Genomic DNA, 17,625 nt, shown 5'->3' on the forward strand with positions numbered 1-17,625 from the left:
AACGGAGGCAATATGCCCACCAAGTTCCAACAAGAAACCCTCAAATCCCGCTTCGCACAAGCCAAAGTCCTGGTTGTCGGCGACGTGATGCTCGACCGCTATTGGTTTGGCGACGTGTCCCGTATTTCGCCCGAAGCGCCCGTGCCGGTGGCGAAAATCGGACGAATCGACCAACGTGCGGGCGGAGCGGCGAACGTTGCGCGTAACATCGCTTCGTTGGGCGGCAAAGCTGGGCTGTTGTCGGTAACCGGCGACGACGAAGCCGCCAACGCGCTCGATGCGCTGATGGCGCAAGACGGCGTCGCCTCCTATCTGATGCGCAACAAACAAATCGCCACTACCGTCAAACTGCGTGTCGTCGCCCGCAACCAGCAGCTTATCCGCCTTGATTTTGAAGAGCATCCCAACCGCGAAGTGTTGGAGCAAATCAAGCAGAAATACCGCGAAGTATTGCCCGAATACGACGCAATCATTTTTTCAGACTACGGCAAAGGCGGCCTGTCGCACATCTCCGATATGATAGATTGGGCGAAACACGCAGGTAAAACCGTATTAATCGACCCCAAAGGCGACGATTACGAAAAATACGCCGGCGCCACGCTGATTACGCCCAACCGTGCCGAATTGAAAGAAGTGGTAGGCAGTTGGAAAAACGAAAGCGAGCTGACCGAAAAAGCGCAAAACCTGCGCCGCCACCTCGACCTGACCGCCGTTTTACTGACCCGCAGTGAAGAGGGTATGACCCTGTTCAGCGAAGGCGAACCCATTTACCAGCCCACCCGCGCCCAGGAAGTTTATGACGTATCGGGCGCAGGCGACACCGTCATTGCCGGAGTGGGCTTGGGGCTGGCGGCAGGCTACACCATGCCCGAAGCCATGCACCTCGCCAATACCGCCGCCGGCGTCGTCGTCGCCAAACTCGGCACGGCGGTTTGCTCGTTTGCAGAATTGAACAAAGCATTAAGTTTACTCAAAAAGACTACGAAGAAAAATTAAGAAATTATATTTTGAAATAAAAGGTATGTATGATTATATTTAAATCGTTATCAATAATTTTAATTTCTTTAATATTATTTTTTTTTCTTGGAGTTGGAAATGAAAAAGTGGTTTATGCTTTAAATGCTAATATCGAAAATCAAAATGCGATTGTGGATTGGCAACTTGATCCAGATGATCAACTGTCAGTTATTGAAATAGCTTTATTTGACAAAAATGGACATTTATTGCCTTCAAATCATTTTGAAGAGCAATGTGATACTGTCTCAAATTGTCATTTAGAATTGAAAAAGAAATTAGAAAAACGAAATATTCAGTTTATCGCACCTAATAAAATTAAAATTTTACCAGAATTACTGAATAATTATGTAATTTGGGTCGGAATTAAAACATTAAAATATAATAGATACCCATCACATATTTTGTTTTGTAGTCAAGGAGATGTCTTAATTAGAGAAAAAGATGGCTATTCTGAAAACATCGAGGGTTTTTATGAAAAATGTAAAAACCTCTAGCCTAACATTGATCATGTAGGTATGGGACAAATTAAAAGCCCTACATTTTAGAGCCAGCGTAAGTTGGTTTGAAAACCCAACTTTAAAAAAGGTCGTCTGAAAGTTTTTCAGACGGCCTCAGAAGAGCAGTAATTTCTTTTTCAGACGACCCCATCTTTCCAAGGTCGTCTGAAACGAGTGCAACGAGTTTCGCTAAAACCAAAAATCAAAGGAAACCCAATATGACCATCATCGTAACAGGCGCGGCCGGCTTCATCGGCAGCAACATCGTCAAAGCCCTCAACCAACGCGGCATTACCGACATTGTCGCCGTTGACAACCTGACCCGTGGCGAAAAATTCAAAAACCTTGCCGAGTGCGAAATCGCCCACTACCTCGACAAACACGAATTCATCCGCCAAGTGCGCGGCCATCTTCTGCCTTACGAAAACATCGAAGCCGTCTTCCACCAAGGCGCATGTTCCGACACCATGAACCACGACGGCCTCTACATGATGGACAACAACTACCAGTACACGCTCGACCTTTTGGACTGGTGTCAGGACGAACGCATCCCCTTCCTCTATGCCTCCAGCGCCGCCGTGTACGGCAAAGGCGAAATCTTCCGCGAAGAGCGCGAACTTGAAAAGCCGCTCAACGTGTACGGCTACTCTAAATTCCTATTTGACCAAGTATTGCGCCGCCGCATGAAAGAAGGCTTGACTGCTCAAGTTGTCGGCTTCCGCTACTTCAACGTGTACGGACAACACGAACAACACAAAGGCCGCATGGCATCCGTCGCCTTCCACCATTTCAACCAATACCGCGAACACGGTTACGTCAACCTGTTCGGTGCCAACGACGGCTATGGCAACGGCGAACAAACCCGCGACTTCGTCAGCGTCGAAGACGTCGCCAAAGTCAATCTCTACTTCTTCGACCACCCCAACCTCTCCGGCATCTACAACCTCGGCACCGGCCGCAGCCAACAGTTCAACGAACTCGCCGCCGCTACCGTCAACGCCTGCCGCGCCGCCGAAGGCAAGCCTGAAATGAGCTTGAAAGAGCTGGTAGAAGAAGAACTTATCCGCTACGTCCCCTTCCCCGACGCGCTCAAAGGCAAATACCAAAGCTTCACCCAAGCCGACATCACCAAACTGCGCGAAGCCGGATACAAGGAGGAATTTTTGGATGTCAAAGCAGGCGTAGAGCGCTACGTCAAATGGATGCTGGAAAATCTGGCTTAATTTGAAATGCCCATAACAAAGGTCGTCTGAAAACTCAGATTTAAGGTTTTCAGACGACCTTTCCCGTACAAACCTCGTCTGAAACCCCTTATAATCCAACCTTCCCCCCCTTTTTTTCCCTCCTCCAATGTCCGAACTCTTCGCGCCCTCCTCCATTTCCGTATCCGAACTCAACGCCCTCGCCAAAGCCTTGCTGGAAGACCATCTTGCCGGTTTGTGGATTGCGGGCGAAGTGTCCAATCTGACCCGTGCCGCCAGCGGGCATTATTATTTCTCGCTCAAAGACAGCCGCGCGCAGGTGCGTTGCGCGATGTTCAAGGGTGCGGCGGCGCGTTTGGCGAAACCTTTGAAAGAAGGCGACCATATCGAAGTGGCGGGCAAAATCAGTATTTACGAGGCGCGGGGCGAGTTTCAGATTACCGTGAACGAGGTGCGGCTCAAAGGTTTGGGGCAGCTTTACGAAGCCTACGAGCGACTGAAGGCGCAGTTGCAGGCGGAAGGCGCATTTGCGGCGGAACGCAAGAAACCTTTGCCCGCCCGACCGCAATGTATCGGCATCGTAACCAGTCTGGCGGCGGCGGCTTTGCGCGATGTCGTTACCACCTTGAAACGCCGCGCGCCCGAAATTCCCGTCATTGTTTATCCGACCGCCGTTCAAGGCGCGGGCAGCGAGTTTCAGATTGCCCAAGCGATTAAAACCGCGTCGCAACGCGCCGAATGCGATGTGTTGATTGTCTGTCGCGGCGGCGGCAGCATTGAAGACTTGTGGGCATTTAACGAAGAACCGGTCGTGCGCGCCATCGAAGCCTGCGCAATTCCTGTCGTCAGCGGCGTAGGACACGAAACCGATTTCACGCTCGCCGATTTTGTCGCCGACGTACGCGCGCCCACGCCGACCGGCGCGGCGGAACTGGTCAGCCCCAACCGCCAAGAATCGCTGCACCGCCTCGCCCAAGCCAAAGGTCGTCTGAAAACCGTTTTGGAACAACGCTATTTCGATGTCAGCCAAAAACTCGACTGGCTTGCGCGGCAAATCCGCCACCCGCGCCAAAAACTCGGCGAACAGCGCACCTACATCCGCAAACTGGCGCAAACCCTGTCCTACTCGATGACGCAAAACGTCCGCGCCCACACCGCCCGTTTCGAACGCCAAACCCAAGCCCTGAAACATTGCCGCCCCGATATTTCCGTTTACCGGCAAGACATCAACCGCTTTCAGACGACCTTGTCGCACGTCTTCCGCCAACTGCTCGCCCACCGCCGCCAAAGCCTGACCGCCCAAACCGCCCTGCTCGAAGCCGTATCGCCGCAGCAGATTTTGGAGCGCGGCTTCTCCGTCGTCAAAAACACACGCGGACAAGTCATCCGCAACGCCGATGTTTTAAAGCAAGGGCAGAAACTGCACATCACTTTTGCCGACGGCGAAACCGACGTGCGCGTGACCAAAGAGCAGGCGCAGCGGGAATTGTTTGATTAATCGCCGGCTTGAATGAAGAAGGTCGTCTGAAAACGAGCGTAGCGGGTTTTCAGACGACCTTTTGACTTTGATGGTAAGCGTTTTCCTTCTGTTGACTGATGGAGAAAAGCAAGAAACAAGGCGATCGAAACCACGGATAAATACCGCAAAACCTGCCTTCCCCACCCCATCTCCTGCCGGACCAAATTTGGCGCAGATTACCGAATGCAGTGATTACCGATTGACTGAGTATTCAAACAAAACTCCCTGATTTCAATCTATAGTGAATTAACTTTAAACCAGTACGGCGTTGCCTCGCCTTAGCTCAAAGAGAACGATTCTCTAAGGTGCTGAAGCACCAAGTGAATCGGTTCCGTACTATCTGTACTGTCTGCGGCTTCGTCGCCTTGTCCTGGTTTAAATTTAATCCACTATATTGCACCGACTCAAATTTAATCCAAACAAAAAGGTCGTCTGAAAATATTCAGACGACCTTTTGAGTTCAAACGATGAACGATTAGTGCTGATGCGCGCCACCGTGGTCATGGCCATGACCGTGATCCATGCCGGATTGCGGTGCGGTTTTCACTTCCAGTTGTACGGTTTGAGGTTTGGCATTTTTGAATTTCAGGGTAACCGGTACTTTTTCGCCTTCTTTCAGCGGTTTTTTCAGACCCATGAACATAACGTGGTAGCTGCCCGGTTTCAGCTCGGTTACGCCTTTTGCCGCCAGCGGAACACCACCTTTGACTTCACGCATGCGCATCACGCCGTTGTCGTTGACATGGGTATGCACTTCAACGCGGTCGGCTACCGGGCTGCTGCCGCCGACCAAGAAGTCTTGTTTGGCTTCATCGTTGTGGATCTTCATGAACGCGCCGCCCATTTTCATGCCTTCGACGGTGGCACGCGCCCAACCGTCTTCAACGTGAACACCGGCTGCGGAAGCGGTGGATACCAAACCTGCTGCGATCAGGGTTGCCAATAATTTTTTCATGTATTGCTCCTTTATGATGAAATGGGTGGTTTTGTTGCGGCAAAAGCTTTCCGCGCGACATTGCATGTCGGTAATACTGTTCTCATCCTACATGCAATGGTCGTCTGAATGCTTTGACTCAGATTAAACAAAATGATTCAAATTAATTCATGAGAATTAATACTTAGTAAGTATAAATCATCTCAAAGTAAATTTAAACATACCCGCGCCACAATGCAATCGCCCACACGATACCCAACATCGTCAAAGCGAGCAATTGCGCAGCGGAGCCGGCATCTTTGGCACGTTTTGCCAATTCGTGTTTTTCGGTGGAAGTGTGGTCAACGGCGGCTTCAACGGCGGTGTTGAACAATTCGGTAATCAGCGAAACAAACGACGCAATAATCAGCAGCATTTTGGTCGCGGAGTCGAAATTGAGGATGAAGGTCAAGACAATCAAAATCAGGTTCAGCCACAATACTTGGCGGAACGCGCTTTCATAGCGGTAGGCGGCGGCAAGCCCGTCTTTGGAATAGCCGAATGCGTTGATGATGCGTTTGATACCGCTTTTACCTTTTTTATCGGCAGCGTAAGAAGATGGTTTCATAAGTAATGTTTGTATCAATATTTATATTTGTATAGTGGATTAACTTTAAACCAGTACGGCGTTGCCTCGCCTTAGCTCAAAGAGAACGATTCTCTAAGGTGCTGAAGCACCAAGTGAATCGGTTCCGTACTATCTGTACTGTCTGCGGCTTCGTCGCCTTGTCCTGATTTAAATTTAATTCACTATAAAAAGGGGTCGTCTGAAAACGAGTGAAGCGAGTTTCGCTAAAACGAGCGAAGCGGGTTTTGCTAAAACAGATTCGGATTTCAGACGACCTTTCGAGATTATTGTTTGGACCAAGCTTCGACAGCGTCGGCAAACATCGCGGCGACGTCGAAGTTTTTTTGTTTCATGATTTCTTGGAAACCGGTCGGGCTGGTAACGTTGACTTCGGTCAGGTTGCTGCCGATGACGTCCAAACCTGCCAGCAAGATGCCGCGGCGTTTGAGTTCAGGGGCGAGGGTTTCGGCGATTTCTCGGTCGCGTTCGCTCAATTCCTGCGCCACGCCGCGCCCGCCTGCCGCCAGATTGCCGCGTGTTTCGCCGTTTTGCGGAATACGCGCCAAAGCATAGGGGACGACTTCGCCGCCGATAATCAGGATGCGTTTGTCGCCGTGGACGATTTCGGGAATGTAGCGTTGCGCCATGATGGTGCGGGAATCAAGCTGCATCAGGGTTTCGAGGATACTGCCGATGTTTGGGTCTTTTTCGGTCAGGCGGAAAATGCCCATGCCGCCCATGCCGTCCAGCGGTTTGATGATGATGTCGCCGTGTTCTTTCAAAAATGCGCGGACATCGGCGGAACGGGTCGTAACCAGCGTAGGCGCGGTGAACTGGCTGAAATTCAAAATCGCCAGTTTTTCATTGAAGTCGCGCATCGCCTGCCCGCTGTTAAAGACCTTCGCGCCCTGCTGTTCCGCCAGCGTCAGGAATTGGGTGGCGTAGAGGTATTGCATATCGAACGGCGGGTCGGTGCGCATAATGACGGCATCGAAGTCTTTCAAGGTCGTCTGAACTTTGTCTGCTGCTTTAAACCATTCATGGTCATCGTCGCTTTTTGCACCAAGAAACTCAAACGGCGCAGCCTGAGCCGTCACCAATCCTTGCTGTACGGACAATTCGCCGCTCAAGGTATGGAAAAGCTGCCAGCCGCGTTTTGCCATCTCGCGCATCATGGCATAGGTGGTGTCTTTGTAGGTTTTGAAACTTGCCATCGGATCGGCAATAAACAGGACTTTCATGGGAACTTCCTTATAAACGAACGACGTAATCATACCTTGTATTGAGGTCGTCTGAAAGGGCGCGGGCGGTTTGGCAAAGAGGTCGTCTGAAAAGCGGTTTGTAAATGGTTACACAAACTTCCTTTTCAGACGACCTCTCCGATTCTGCGTTTAAGCGGCGGCAAGGCTGATTAACTCTGCCGCGTGGCTTCGGGTCGTGTCGGTAATGATTTCGCCGCCAAGCATACGGGCGATTTCTTCGATACGCTGCTGATGGTCCAACACGCTGATTTCGCTGACGGTTTGTTCGCCTTCGCTGTGTTTGCGCACCTGCCAATGGTTTTCACCGCAGGAAGCGACTTGCGGCAGGTGGGTCACGGCGAGCACCTGATGTTTTTTACCCAAAGCGCGCAGGGCTTTGCCGACCATTTCTGCCACGCCGCCGCCGATACCGGTATCGACTTCGTCAAAAATCAGCGTAGGGACTTGCGTGTATTGGCTGGTGACCACCTGCAAGGCAAGGCTGATACGGGCAAGTTCGCCGCCGGACGCGACTTTATTCAGCGGACGGGACGGATTGCCTTTGTTGGCAGCAACTTGGAACTGCACCTGCTCCAAACCGTGCGCCGTGGGGGAAGACGGCAGCAGGACGATGTCAAAACGCGCGCCTTTCATGGCGAGATGCTGCATATGTCCGGTCGTTTCCTCGCCCAACCTGCCCGCCGCCTGATGGCGCATGGCGGAAAGAACATGGGCTGCCTCCTGATATTCGGCAAGGTTGCGGGCAACGGTTTGCGTCAACGCTTCCAAATCGGCAGCGGCTTGCAGGCTTTGCAGGCGCTCGTCGATTTCAGCCAGCTTTTGCGGCAAGGCTTCAGGCTCGATGCGGTATTTCCGCGCCATCCCCATCAGCTCGCCCATGCGCTGTTCCTGCGCCGCCAATTCGTTGGGATCGATGTCGCTGCGGCCTGCGACATCGCGCATATTGGCACTGATTTCGCCCAATTCGGCTTCAATGCTCGCCAGCATATTCAGGCTTTCGGCAAAGCGCGGCTCGATGTTTTGCAGATTGGTCAATAATTTTTGGCATTGATAAATTTGACGTTGGATGCCGTTGTCGCCATCAATGTAGTCGCCGACTTCTTCGGCAGCCTGCAACAGCTCGGCAGAATGGGCAAGACTGTCGTGGCTTTGGCTGAGGGCTTCCCATTCGCCTTGTTTTACGTCCAACTGGTTCAATTCGTTGAACTGCCATTCCAAACGCTCACGCTCGATAATGATGGTCTCGGCGTGTTCCTGCGCCTCTTGGAGGGCTTTTTTCGCATTGACCCAGTTTTGATAAAGCTGTCTGACGGTTTCCGCCTGCGCTTTGCTACCCGAAAATGCGTCCAACAATTCGCGCTGGGCGGATTCTTGATTGAGGGAATGGTGGGCGTTTTGCCCGTGGATGTCGATAAGCTGCCCGCCGACGGCTTTAAGCTGCGCCAGCGTGGCTGCCTGATTATTGATAAAGCTGCGGCTTTTCCCTTTGGCATCGATGATGCGGCGGATGCTGAGTTCTTCCGCATCTTCGTCCAAAAAACCCTGCTCCTGCAATTGGGCTTTGAGATCGGGCAGAAGGCTGATGTCGAACAATGCCGACAACTGCGCTTCCTTCGCACCGCTGCGGACTTGGCTGTAATCGGCCTTATCGCCCAACAAAAGCCCGATTGCGTCCAGCGTAATCGATTTGCCCGCGCCCGTTTCGCCGGTCAAGACGGTAAAACCGCTTTGGAAATCCAGATTGAGGTTTTCAACAATGACAAAATCGCGCAGAGAAAGTGCCAACAGCATGGTAGTATTCCTTAGTAAATCGACCGCACATCGGCGGCTAACTTTAGATATGCTGATTATAACTAAGATTTTTTATAGTTTGAATAAAGTTTTCCTTATTTTATATCTAACAAACTGAATACAATGATATTATTTTTTGAAAAAAGGTCGTCTGAAAACCTATAGTGGATTAAATTTAAATCAGGACAAGGCGACGAAGCCGCAGACAGTACAGATAGTACGGAACCGATTCACTTGGTGCTTCAGCACCTTAGAGAATCGTTCTCTTTGAGCTAAGGCGAGGCAACGCCATATTGGTTTAAAGTTAATCCACTATATTTCCAGTTTTCAGACGACCTTTGCCAATCCCGCCTGATTTAATTAATCAGCCGCTCCGGTGCGTCTTCCTGCTCCTCTTCTTCGCCTGTCGGCGGCGTTTCGATCAAATCAGGCAAAACCAATTCGCCCAATTCCGTCAGTGGCGGCAAATCTTCCAAACTGTCCAAGCGCAAATCGCTCAAAAACGTCGGCGTCGTCGCCCACAATGCAGGCCGCCCGACCGAATCACGATGCCCGATCACTTCAATCCAGCCTCTGTCCTGCAAGGTCTGCATCACGTTCTGCGACACCGCCACGCCGCGTATGCCCTCAATGTCGCCGCGCGTCACCGGCTGCTGGTAGGCGATAATCGCCAGCGTTTCCATCACAGCGCGGGAATAGCGCGGCGCACGCTGCTCCTGAAGGCTGCCCAGCCGCTCGAAAGCCGCCTGCGCAATCTGAAACCGCCAGCCTTCGTGCGTATGCACCAGTTGCAACGCCCTGCCCTGCCAACGCGTTTTCAACTGCGCCAGCACGTCGATTAATTTGTCCTGAGACAGCGGTGGCACACACAATTCGCGCATGGATTTTTCGTTTAGGGGTTCAGTTTGGGTCAAAAGCGCAGCTTCGATGAGCGCGTCGGGAGGGAGTTTTTCGTTCATAACGTTGAAATTTAATTGTTTTGATGTTTTCAGACGACCTTAAACAAGGACTCTTTTCAGTTTTATATGTTGGTTTTAAATTTTACAAGCAGGCCGTCTGAAAAATTTATTCTGAGGTTTCAGACGACCTTGTTGAGGGCAGTGAAACCTCTTTTGGCATTTCACTATACCGCCCTACTCGTCCGCAGGCTTCTGCCCTTTGCGTTCCGCCTTTCTGGCTTCGCGAATGGCTTTGAGTTCGGCTTCTTTTTGGCGGGCTTTTTTGAGCCATGTTTCCCATTGGTTCGGCGTTTCGAGGGTGATTCTGCCAATTTTGCCTTCGCGGAAGTCGGTGAGGATGTTTTCGGCGGCTTTTTGGTAGTTGACCCGTCCGCCGCTGAGGACTGCTCCGCGTTTTTTGGCTATCCACTCGAGCCATGAGTTGTCGTCCCAGTGGCTGCTGGGGTCTTTGTCGGCTTGGTAGCGTTCTTGCAACATGGGGAGGTAGTGGCGGCGGAGGTAGTCTAAGAGTTCGAGGGCGACTTCTTCTTCGTCCAGCGCGTTGCGTCCGACTGCGCCGCCGGCGGCGAGGTTGTAGCCGCCTTCTTCGACGATGATTTTCGGCCACAGCATTCCGGGGGTGTCGTAGAGCCAGAAGTCGTCGGCGAGAAAGAGGCGTTGTTCGGCTTTGGTGATGCCGGGTTCGTTGCCGGTTTTGGCGGATTTTTTGCCTATCATGCCGTTGATGAGGGTAGATTTACCGACGTTGGGGATGCCGCAGATGAGGACGCGCAGGGGTTTGTCTATGCCTTGGCGGTGGGGAATCATGGCGCGGCAGGCTTGGGTGATTTTGCCGTGTGCGCCGGTTTCGGAGGAATCGAGGGCGATGGCGCGGGTGTCGGGGCGGCTGTTGTAGTGTTCGAGCCAGATTTTGGTGCGCTCGGGGTCGGCAAGGTCTTGTTTATTGAGGATTTTGAGCTTGGGCTTGCCTTTGGAAAGCTGGGCAAGCAGGGGGTTTTCGCTGGAGGCGGGCATACGCGCGTCCAGCATTTCAATCACCATGTCGACGCTTTTGGCGCGCTCGGCGATGGCTTTTTTTGATTTGTTCATGTGGCCGGGAAACCATTGGATTGCCATGTTTTGTTCTTTCTGTCTGATTTGCGGTGGGGTCGTCTGAAAAGTGGTTCGGCGGTGTTTTCAGACGACCTGAGGTTTGTCCGTTTTCTGTGCAAAGGTCGTCTGAAAGCCTTCGCGGTTTTTCAGACGACCTTTTGGTTTGGGGCACTCAAGGTTTAGAGGTTGCCGTGTTCGTAGCGGTAGTAGCCGGCTTCGTCCATACATTGCTCAAGGGATTTGGATTCGCGTCCGTGTTTGGCGTCGTGTTGCGCTTGTGATTTGCAAACGTTGATTTGACGGGAAACTTCGGATTCGCTTGCGCCGGTGCGGTGCCAGCGGTAGGCGGGGACTTCGGCGGCGCAGGCGGCGAGTGTACAGGCGAGTGTAAGGGTGATGATGGGTTTCATGGGTTTCTCCTTTTATATCGAAAAGGTCGTCTGAAAAGGGGAATCAGCGTCCGGACAGGTTTTGCGCCTGTCTGTGGCGGACCAACAGTTCGTAATGTCCTTGCAGGCGTTGGGCGAGTTTTTCGACGACATAGACGGAACGGTGTTGCCCGCCGGTACAGCCGATGGCGATGGTCACGTAGCTGCGGCTTTCTTTTTGCAGGCGCGGGAGCCAGTGGTTCATAAAGTGGTCGATGTCGTCCACCATTTCCTGCGCCAGGGGCTGCTGGTCGAGATACGCTTGAATGGGGGCGTCCATGCCGGTGTAGGGGCGCAGCTCGGGATCGTAATAGGGATTGGGCAGGCTGCGCATATCGAACATGAAATCGGCGTTGTTCGGCACGCCGTATTTGAAGCCGAAAGATTCGAGGATAACCAAAAGCCCCCTGCGCTCGATGTTGAGCCATTGTTGAACGGCATAACGCAGTTGCTGCGCGTTCATTTTGGATGTATCGATGCAGTAGGCGATGTCTTTGAGCGGGAACAGCCATTCGCGCTCTTTTTGCAGGCTTTCCAGCAGGGTAAGGTTCAGCCCCGACAGCGGATGGCCGCGCCGCGTTTCGGAAAAACGGCGCACCAGCACGCTTTCTTCTGCCTCCACAAACAATACTTCGACCTGATGGCCTTCATCGCGCAGGTATTGGATTTGCTCCTGCGCTTCCTGAATGTTGATGCCGGAGCGGACATCGACACTCACTCCGAGTTTGGTTTCATCGGCGCGCTCGATATGGTGCAGCACCAGAGAAGGCAGCATTTCCAGCGGCAGGTTGTCCACACAGAAATAGCCGAGGTCTTCAAGCTGTTTGAGGGCAACGGACTTGCCCGAGCCGGACAATCCGCTAATCAGGACGATTTTCATGGTTTTGTTCGTTTTCTTTGAGTTGTGTTTGATGGCGTTCGAGGAATTCTTTGGTACTGTCTTTGCCGCGCAACTGGAGGATGTAGTTGCGCACCGCCGCTTCAACCAATACGGCAAGGTTGCGGCCCACGGCAACAGGCAGGGTGACGGAACGGACGTTAACGTTGAGGATGGACTCGGTTTCCGTGCGTATGCTCAAGCGGTCGAGCTGCTTCATGTAATCGTCGTCGGCAGCGACCAGGTTGATAATCAACTGGAGGATTTTTTTCGGACGGATGGAGGTTTCGCCGAAAATGTGGCGGATGTTGAGTATGCCCAAACCGCGCACTTCAAGGAAATCACGCAACATCGGCGGGCAGCGGCCTTCGAGCGTTTCGGGACCGGTACGGAAAAGCTCGACCGCATCATCGGCAATCAGGCTGTGTCCGCGCGAAATCAATTCCAACGCCAACTCGCTTTTACCCAAGCCGGAATGACCGGTAATCAGCACGCCGACTTCAAATACATCGAGGAATACGCCGTGTTTGACGATGGAAGTCGCCAGCGTGCGTTGCAGATAAATCCGCAACACGTCCATCAAATACGGGCTTTCGAGCTTGGAAGTCAAGAGCGGGATGTCGTTTTTATGGCAGTAGTCGCGCAATTTGGGCGAAACCGCCAGACCGTTGGCAACGATGACCAGCGACATGGGGATATCGAAGAGTTCGCCGAAATCGTAATTCAATTCGCCCGATTCGAGGCGCTTGAGATATTCGGCTTCGGCAACACCGACGACTTGGATTTGATTGGGATGGATAAAATTCAAATGGCCGACCAACGCCAAAACGGGTTTGTCGGCCTCTACTCCGATGCGGTTGTCCGCACCCGAATTGCCTGCCGCCCAAGCAAGTTGGAGCTTGTGCTGATTGTCGGAAAACAGGCGGCGGACGGATATACTGGGCATTCTTTACTCTTCTGCCAGAAGTTTGCGCACCTCCTCGGCAGAGGTTGCGGACATCAAGGCTTCACGGACGGCTTTTTGCGAGAACCTGCCCGCCAGTTTGGACAAGACTTCCAAATGCTCGCCGGTCGCATTTTCCGGCACCAACAACGTGAAAATCAGGGATACGGGTTTGCCGTCGGGCGCATCGAAAGCGACCGGTTCTTTCGTGCGGATAAACGCGCCGGTGGCTTTTTTCACGCAGGCATGACGGCCATGCGGGATGGCGACGCCCTGCCCCAAGCCGGTCGAACCCAGCTTTTCGCGGGCAAACAGGCAGTCGAAGACATCGCCGTGAGGTAATTCTGCTTCATGTTCAAGCAGCAGGCCAGCTTCTTCAAACAAGCGTTTTTTGCTGCCGACTTCCAAGTCTAAAACGATATGGGACAAAGGCAAAATTTCGCCGATAAGGCTCATAGAAATCTCTTTTGATGTGGCAAAATGAAATGGAATTGTACCGACTGTCTGTACAAACCTCAATCCTGAACACGCAATTTACACTCAGATTGCTAACAAGAAACGCTGCTTCTTTGATATTTCTTAACTCACACACAAGGTCGTCTGAAAACGGCGGCAAATGTTTTACGGCGGGTTTGGATACCAGATAAAACCCAGCCGCCATCATCAATCCACCCTGCCCCAAAAAGTAAAACGTCGTCTGAAACCCTTTTCAGACGACGTGTTAACCATTTTATTGCCTTACAACCGCGTAGCAGCCACAGTCCACAAATAATGCCCCGCCAAACCCAAAAACCACAGCAGGCCGATATAGTTGTTATCCAAAAACACTTTAAAACAAGTCTGGCGGTCGCGCGTTTTGATGGCATGGTATTGACCGATTTGCAGCCACACCACCGCAGGCAACATGATCCAATACGGCCATGTCGCGCCGATTTTCACACCCAACACCGCCATCAGCGCGGTAAACCAAAAATGGCAGAGCATAGAAGCGGAAATATCGTGATCGCCGAACGTGATGGCCGAAGTTTTAATCCCGATTTTCAAATCGTCTTCCTTGTCCGACATCGCATAAATCGTGTCGTAGGCAAGCGTCCACAGAGCATTGGCGGTAAACATCAGCCACGCCGTAGAAGGCACACCGCTGCGGACGGCGGCAAACGCCATCGGAATCCCGAAAGAAAACGCCAGCCCCAAATAAAACTGCGGCAGCGGGAAAAACCGTTTGGTAAAGGGATAAGTCATCGCCAAAAACAGCGCGGGAACGCTCATCACCCAAGTCAACAGGTTCAGCGGCGTCATGCAGAGGGCGGCGAGCAGGCAGAGGATGACGGTCAGCAGAATCGCTTCCGTTTTAGAAACCAACCCGCGGGCAAAGGGGCGGTTTTTCGTGCGCTCGACCGAACCGTCAAAATTGCGGTCGGCAAAGTCGTTGATCACGCAGCCTGCGCTGCGCATAAAGAATGTACCGGCAGTAAACGCCCAAAAAATATCCGCTTGCGGAAGACCTTCCGAAGCGACCCATAACGCCCAATAGGTCGGCCAAAGCAGCAACAACGTGCCGATAGGCTTGTCGATGCGCATCAGCTTGCCGTATATGACCATCCGTCCGACGGCATAGCGCGGGAAAAAATGTAGGAGAACACGTCTTATCTTCATGCGAATGTGAAAAATATGTTATTGGTATAATAAATCAATTTGTAATTATTGCTTAGCGTATTATGTTCATTATAAATCAATTTTTAGATTTTACTATTTTCTCTAGGCTCTTATCCCCAACTTTTACAGAAAGATACAAAAACGGCATATCCGCGCCCTACACAAACTGCGCCAACCCCGGCAAAAAATATTCCGTCAGTTCCAACACCTCGCCATCCCAATCAAAATAAGACCTGCGGGCGGCGACAGGTCGTCTGAAATCATCCTGCCCGCCGGCGTTTTCCATCAGGCAAAACTCGAACGCCGAACGCTTCAGCGGCAACGTACCGTCAAACAGCCGCTCGCCCAAAGGCTGCGTGCCGCAATCCAACACGCCGCGCCAGGCTTGCGATTGCGGGCTGCACGCGCTGCGCGCCTGTACGACGGGAACGCCGTCCAGATGCAGCAAAACATCGCGGACGAATTGCGGGGCGGCGGTTTCGGCATGGTTTTCGCCCAATGGATTGCACTGCCAGTCCAGTTCGCCTATATACAGCACTTTTACCGTAAAACTGCCGCCCAAGGCGCGTAAAGCGGCGGTCAGCGACTGCGCTTGGCACAAGGCGGCGGCGCGTTCGTTCCAGCCTTGCGGCAGCTCGCTGGGAAGTTTGTCTTGCCAATTTAAAGGGGGATTCATGGGGTTTAGATTGATGGGTTTCATGGCAAAATGAATAACTTTCAGACGACCTCTAATCTTAAAGAGGTCGTCTGAAAAATCAAATCAATAACGGTAATCGGGGTGGCGCGAACAGCCTGAATATTTAATAGTGCATGTATCAGATTGTTTGCCACATTCAGCAAGAGCTTTTTCTTCAGCTCTCTTCAAAGAAGAATCGGTTGACGAACCGTAGCCACCGTTACCTGCAACTCCGCCAATCGCAATCGCTCCACATGTATTGCGATATTCATTTATTAATTGACAACCTTTGCCACTTTTTCCAATTGGATTTTTGCCGCCTCCCGCTTTAATACAACTTGCCAGCGCTTCTTTATTGGCAGAATGGAAACCTTTGGTATTGTTTTCTGAATAACCTATAGCTGCATTAGCAGGATTCAAATAAATCGCCCCCCAACGATCAGGTACTTTATAACCCCTTCGGGAAGAACCAGAATTACCACTCCAACCACAAGCACTGCCATCAACAGTTTGACAATAACCGTCTGTCGGGTTGCCTCCCAACGGATTGGCAGAAGCAAAACCACTTAATATCATAAATATGAAAAGAATTTTTTTCATTATGAATCCTTTATTTTATTACAGTACCACTATCATCTTTTTGGCTTATATCTCGCCATTTCACAAGTCGCCCTGCATGATCGTAATCTGAGCAATACCCAGTCACGATGGAATATTGCTTGGTTACCGTATCAAATTTTTCAGACGACCTCTAAATTTTAAAAGGTCGTCTGAAAACTTATTTAATAATCGGGGTGGCGCGAACAGCCAGAGTAAAGAATTTTACAATCATTTGAATACTGACTACACCCGTCAAAAGCTTTTTGTTCTGCTTTCTCTAGATAATCATCACTTTTTGCACTAGCGCTTTTACTGCCCACAGCAATCGCACTGCAAGCATTGCGAACTTCCGTCATCTTACGACAACCCTTTCCATCTCTATGCAATGGATTTTGACCGCCTCCTGCTTTAATGCAGTTTGCCAATGCCTCTTTATTGGCGGAACGATAGCCTTCAGTGTTATTTTCTGCATAGCCAACGGCATCATTGGCAGGATTATAATAAATGACACCCCAACGATTCGGAATCTTATACACTCGCTGGGAAGAAGAACTGCCACCACTCCAACCACAAGCACTACCATCAACAGTTTGACAATAACCGTCTGTCGGGTTGCCTCCCAACGGATTGGCAGAAGCAAAACCACTTAATATCATAAATATGAAAAGAATTTTTTTCATTATGAATCCTTTATTTTATTACAGTACCACTATCATCTTTTTGGGCTTATATCTCGCCATTTCACAAGCCGCCCTGCATGATCGTAATCTGAGCGATGCCTAGTCGCGATGGAATATTGCTTGGTTACTGCATAAATTTTTCAGACGACCTAGAATCTTAAAAAGACCGTCTGAAAAATCATTAGTAACGAAGATAGTCGGGGTGACGGGAACAGCCTGAATAAAATATTTTGCAGCCATTTGAATATTGACCACACCCCTCAAGAGCTTTTTGTTCTGCTTTTTCAAGATAAACATCATTTTTTGCAGCATAACTTTTATCACTCACTGCGATAGCACCACATCTGTTTTTGTACTCAGTTACAGAACGACAACCCTCACCATCCCTATGAGATGGATTTTTGCCCCCTCCCGATCTAATGCACATTTCTAGTGCCTCACGTCGAGCAGATTTATAACCTTCAGTATTGTTCTCTGCATAGCCCACCGCATCATTGGCAGGATTATAATAAATGACACCCCAACGGCTAGGAATATTGATAATCTGGCGAGATTGCCTCACTGACTGATTATTACCGCTACACCCTGCCAAATCAGGACGTTGAATACAGGGATTCATCACTGGATCATTGATGGCATTCAGCCCGTCGGCAGAGATAAACCCACTTAATACCATAGAAAATACTAAAAATATTCTTTTTACCATTTCATCCTCCATTTCTTACTACCAAAGACATTGTGTTACTCCCTTTATCCTTAATCCCAAGGCACATTAACAACGAACCCAAAAACTTCAGTCCTTTGGAAATACTGCTTGGACGAATCATACAGTAAACACAAGCTGAACCCCAGTTCCGTCAGTATCGCCAGCGACAGCGCAGTTTC

General features: G+C 50.9%; 20 protein-coding genes. 5 read left to right on the forward strand and 15 right to left on the reverse strand.

Features of this window, described 5'->3' with window-relative positions:
• Positions 1-12 precede the first annotated feature (12 nt).
• From hldA to xseA, 4 genes are all read left to right on the forward strand, one after another.
• On the forward strand, positions 13-996 hold the full coding sequence (gene hldA / locus H3L95_RS07220; protein WP_003756130.1) for an ADP-heptose synthase: 984 nt from the start codon (positions 13-15) through the stop codon (positions 994-996).
• Between the two features lie 29 nt (positions 997-1,025).
• Positions 1,026-1,511, forward strand: a complete 486-nt coding sequence (locus tag H3L95_RS07225) for a hypothetical protein (RefSeq protein ID WP_003756129.1) — start codon at positions 1,026-1,028, stop codon at positions 1,509-1,511.
• Between the two features lie 221 nt (positions 1,512-1,732).
• On the forward strand, positions 1,733-2,737 hold the full coding sequence (rfaD, locus tag H3L95_RS07230; RefSeq protein WP_003756124.1) for an ADP-glyceromanno-heptose 6-epimerase: 1,005 nt from the start codon (positions 1,733-1,735) through the stop codon (positions 2,735-2,737).
• A 127-nt stretch (positions 2,738-2,864) separates the two neighbouring features.
• Positions 2,865-4,214, forward strand: a complete 1,350-nt coding sequence (gene xseA / locus H3L95_RS07235) for an exodeoxyribonuclease VII large subunit (protein ID WP_003756119.1) — start codon at positions 2,865-2,867, stop codon at positions 4,212-4,214.
• 496 nt (positions 4,215-4,710) lie between these two features.
• Here the strand turns inward: xseA and H3L95_RS07240 are convergent, their stop codons facing one another.
• From H3L95_RS07240 to ylqF, 6 genes are all read right to left on the reverse strand, one after another.
• Positions 4,711-5,190: a copper chaperone PCu(A)C gene (locus H3L95_RS07240; protein WP_009311228.1), complete on the reverse strand. Its 480-nt coding sequence runs from the start codon at positions 5,188-5,190 to the stop codon at positions 4,711-4,713.
• 193 nt (positions 5,191-5,383) lie between these two features.
• Positions 5,384-5,776 carry a diacylglycerol kinase gene (locus tag H3L95_RS07245; protein WP_003756111.1) on the reverse strand — a complete coding sequence of 131 codons (393 nt, stop codon included), beginning with the start codon at positions 5,774-5,776 and terminating at the stop codon, positions 5,384-5,386.
• 284 nt (positions 5,777-6,060) lie between these two features.
• Entirely contained in the window at positions 6,061-7,017 is a 957-nt protein-coding gene (gene gshB / locus H3L95_RS07250; protein WP_040667947.1) for a glutathione synthase, read from the reverse strand.
• Between the two features lie 150 nt (positions 7,018-7,167).
• Complete coding sequence (gene recN, locus H3L95_RS07255; RefSeq protein ID WP_003756104.1) at positions 7,168-8,829, reverse strand: DNA repair protein RecN; 1,662 nt, start codon at positions 8,827-8,829, stop codon at positions 7,168-7,170.
• A gap of 356 nt (positions 8,830-9,185) precedes the next feature.
• Positions 9,186-9,788 (reverse strand): SMC-Scp complex subunit ScpB, encoded by a 603-nt coding sequence (gene scpB / locus H3L95_RS07260; protein ID WP_003756102.1) that lies wholly within the window; start codon positions 9,786-9,788, stop codon positions 9,186-9,188.
• 174 nt (positions 9,789-9,962) lie between these two features.
• Positions 9,963-10,904 carry a ribosome biogenesis GTPase YlqF gene (gene ylqF / locus H3L95_RS07265; RefSeq protein ID WP_003756097.1) on the reverse strand — a complete coding sequence of 314 codons (942 nt, stop codon included), beginning with the start codon at positions 10,902-10,904 and terminating at the stop codon, positions 9,963-9,965.
• Between the two features lie 3 nt (positions 10,905-10,907).
• Here ylqF and H3L95_RS07270 point away from each other — a divergent pair, with 3 nt between their 5' ends.
• Complete coding sequence (locus H3L95_RS07270) at positions 10,908-11,063, forward strand: hypothetical protein (RefSeq protein WP_003776816.1); 156 nt, start codon at positions 10,908-10,910, stop codon at positions 11,061-11,063.
• On the opposite strand, the gene H3L95_RS07275 is transcribed toward H3L95_RS07270, so the two are convergent.
• The 9 genes from H3L95_RS07275 to H3L95_RS07315 form a co-directional block, all read right to left on the reverse strand.
• Positions 11,060-11,290 carry a hypothetical protein gene (locus tag H3L95_RS07275; RefSeq protein ID WP_003756094.1) on the reverse strand — a complete coding sequence of 77 codons (231 nt, stop codon included), beginning with the start codon at positions 11,288-11,290 and terminating at the stop codon, positions 11,060-11,062. The genes H3L95_RS07270 and H3L95_RS07275 overlap by 4 nt on opposite strands.
• Positions 11,291-11,333: 43 nt before the next feature.
• Positions 11,334-12,188 carry an RNase adapter RapZ gene (rapZ, locus tag H3L95_RS07280; protein WP_003756091.1) on the reverse strand — a complete coding sequence of 285 codons (855 nt, stop codon included), beginning with the start codon at positions 12,186-12,188 and terminating at the stop codon, positions 11,334-11,336.
• Positions 12,169-13,131 (reverse strand): HPr(Ser) kinase/phosphatase, encoded by a 963-nt coding sequence (hprK, locus tag H3L95_RS07285; RefSeq protein ID WP_003756089.1) that lies wholly within the window; start codon positions 13,129-13,131, stop codon positions 12,169-12,171. Before hprK ends, rapZ begins: the two co-directional genes overlap by 20 nt.
• 3 nt (positions 13,132-13,134) lie before the next feature.
• Positions 13,135-13,584: a PTS IIA-like nitrogen regulatory protein PtsN gene (ptsN, locus tag H3L95_RS07290; RefSeq protein ID WP_003743926.1), complete on the reverse strand. Its 450-nt coding sequence runs from the start codon at positions 13,582-13,584 to the stop codon at positions 13,135-13,137.
• Positions 13,585-13,866: 282 nt separating this feature from the next.
• Positions 13,867-14,784 carry a 4-hydroxybenzoate octaprenyltransferase gene (ubiA, locus tag H3L95_RS07295; protein ID WP_003756083.1) on the reverse strand — a complete coding sequence of 306 codons (918 nt, stop codon included), beginning with the start codon at positions 14,782-14,784 and terminating at the stop codon, positions 13,867-13,869.
• A 157-nt stretch (positions 14,785-14,941) separates the two neighbouring features.
• Positions 14,942-15,484, reverse strand: a complete 543-nt coding sequence (locus H3L95_RS07300; RefSeq protein ID WP_182096130.1) for a chorismate--pyruvate lyase family protein — start codon at positions 15,482-15,484, stop codon at positions 14,942-14,944.
• 60 nt (positions 15,485-15,544) lie between these two features.
• Positions 15,545-16,060, reverse strand: a complete 516-nt coding sequence (locus H3L95_RS07305; protein ID WP_003756080.1) for a DUF4189 domain-containing protein — start codon at positions 16,058-16,060, stop codon at positions 15,545-15,547.
• Between the two features lie 182 nt (positions 16,061-16,242).
• Positions 16,243-16,740 (reverse strand): DUF4189 domain-containing protein, encoded by a 498-nt coding sequence (locus H3L95_RS07310; protein ID WP_040667944.1) that lies wholly within the window; start codon positions 16,738-16,740, stop codon positions 16,243-16,245.
• A gap of 181 nt (positions 16,741-16,921) precedes the next feature.
• Positions 16,922-17,446 (reverse strand): DUF4189 domain-containing protein, encoded by a 525-nt coding sequence (locus H3L95_RS07315; RefSeq protein ID WP_094105936.1) that lies wholly within the window; start codon positions 17,444-17,446, stop codon positions 16,922-16,924.
• Positions 17,447-17,625: the final 179 nt, after the last annotated feature.

The organism is Neisseria sicca (assembly GCF_014054945.1).
Classification (GTDB): Bacteria; Pseudomonadota; Gammaproteobacteria; order Burkholderiales; family Neisseriaceae; genus Neisseria; species Neisseria sicca.

Coding starts and splice junctions, on each gene's coding strand:
- H3L95_RS07245 (WP_003756111.1), bottom strand. CDS start 5,776: ATGAAACCATCTTCTTACGCTGCCGATAAAAAAGGTAAAAGCGGTATC.
- H3L95_RS07305 (WP_003756080.1), bottom strand. CDS start 16,060: ATGAAAAAAATTCTTTTCATATTTATGATATTAAGTGGTTTTGCTTCT.
- H3L95_RS07240 (WP_009311228.1), bottom strand. CDS start 5,190: ATGAAAAAATTATTGGCAACCCTGATCGCAGCAGGTTTGGTATCCACC.
- ubiA (WP_003756083.1), bottom strand. CDS start 14,784: ATGAAGATAAGACGTGTTCTCCTACATTTTTTCCCGCGCTATGCCGTC.
- H3L95_RS07275 (WP_003756094.1), bottom strand. CDS start 11,290: ATGAAACCCATCATCACCCTTACACTCGCCTGTACACTCGCCGCCTGC.
- H3L95_RS07315 (WP_094105936.1), bottom strand. CDS start 17,446: ATGGTAAAAAGAATATTTTTAGTATTTTCTATGGTATTAAGTGGGTTT.
- ptsN (WP_003743926.1), bottom strand. CDS start 13,584: ATGAGCCTTATCGGCGAAATTTTGCCTTTGTCCCATATCGTTTTAGAC.
- gshB (WP_040667947.1), bottom strand. CDS start 7,017: ATGAAAGTCCTGTTTATTGCCGATCCGATGGCAAGTTTCAAAACCTAC.
- scpB (WP_003756102.1), bottom strand. CDS start 9,788: ATGAACGAAAAACTCCCTCCCGACGCGCTCATCGAAGCTGCGCTTTTG.
- rapZ (WP_003756091.1), bottom strand. CDS start 12,188: ATGAAAATCGTCCTGATTAGCGGATTGTCCGGCTCGGGCAAGTCCGTT.
- H3L95_RS07300 (WP_182096130.1), bottom strand. CDS start 15,484: ATGAAACCCATCAATCTAAACCCCATGAATCCCCCTTTAAATTGGCAA.
- recN (WP_003756104.1), bottom strand. CDS start 8,829: ATGCTGTTGGCACTTTCTCTGCGCGATTTTGTCATTGTTGAAAACCTC.
- H3L95_RS07310 (WP_040667944.1), bottom strand. CDS start 16,740: ATGAAAAAAATTCTTTTCATATTTATGATATTAAGTGGTTTTGCTTCT.
- ylqF (WP_003756097.1), bottom strand. CDS start 10,904: ATGGCAATCCAATGGTTTCCCGGCCACATGAACAAATCAAAAAAAGCC.
- H3L95_RS07225 (WP_003756129.1), top strand. CDS start 1,026: ATGATTATATTTAAATCGTTATCAATAATTTTAATTTCTTTAATATTA.
- rfaD (WP_003756124.1), top strand. CDS start 1,733: ATGACCATCATCGTAACAGGCGCGGCCGGCTTCATCGGCAGCAACATC.
- hldA (WP_003756130.1), top strand. CDS start 13: ATGCCCACCAAGTTCCAACAAGAAACCCTCAAATCCCGCTTCGCACAA.
- hprK (WP_003756089.1), bottom strand. CDS start 13,131: ATGCCCAGTATATCCGTCCGCCGCCTGTTTTCCGACAATCAGCACAAG.
- xseA (WP_003756119.1), top strand. CDS start 2,865: ATGTCCGAACTCTTCGCGCCCTCCTCCATTTCCGTATCCGAACTCAAC.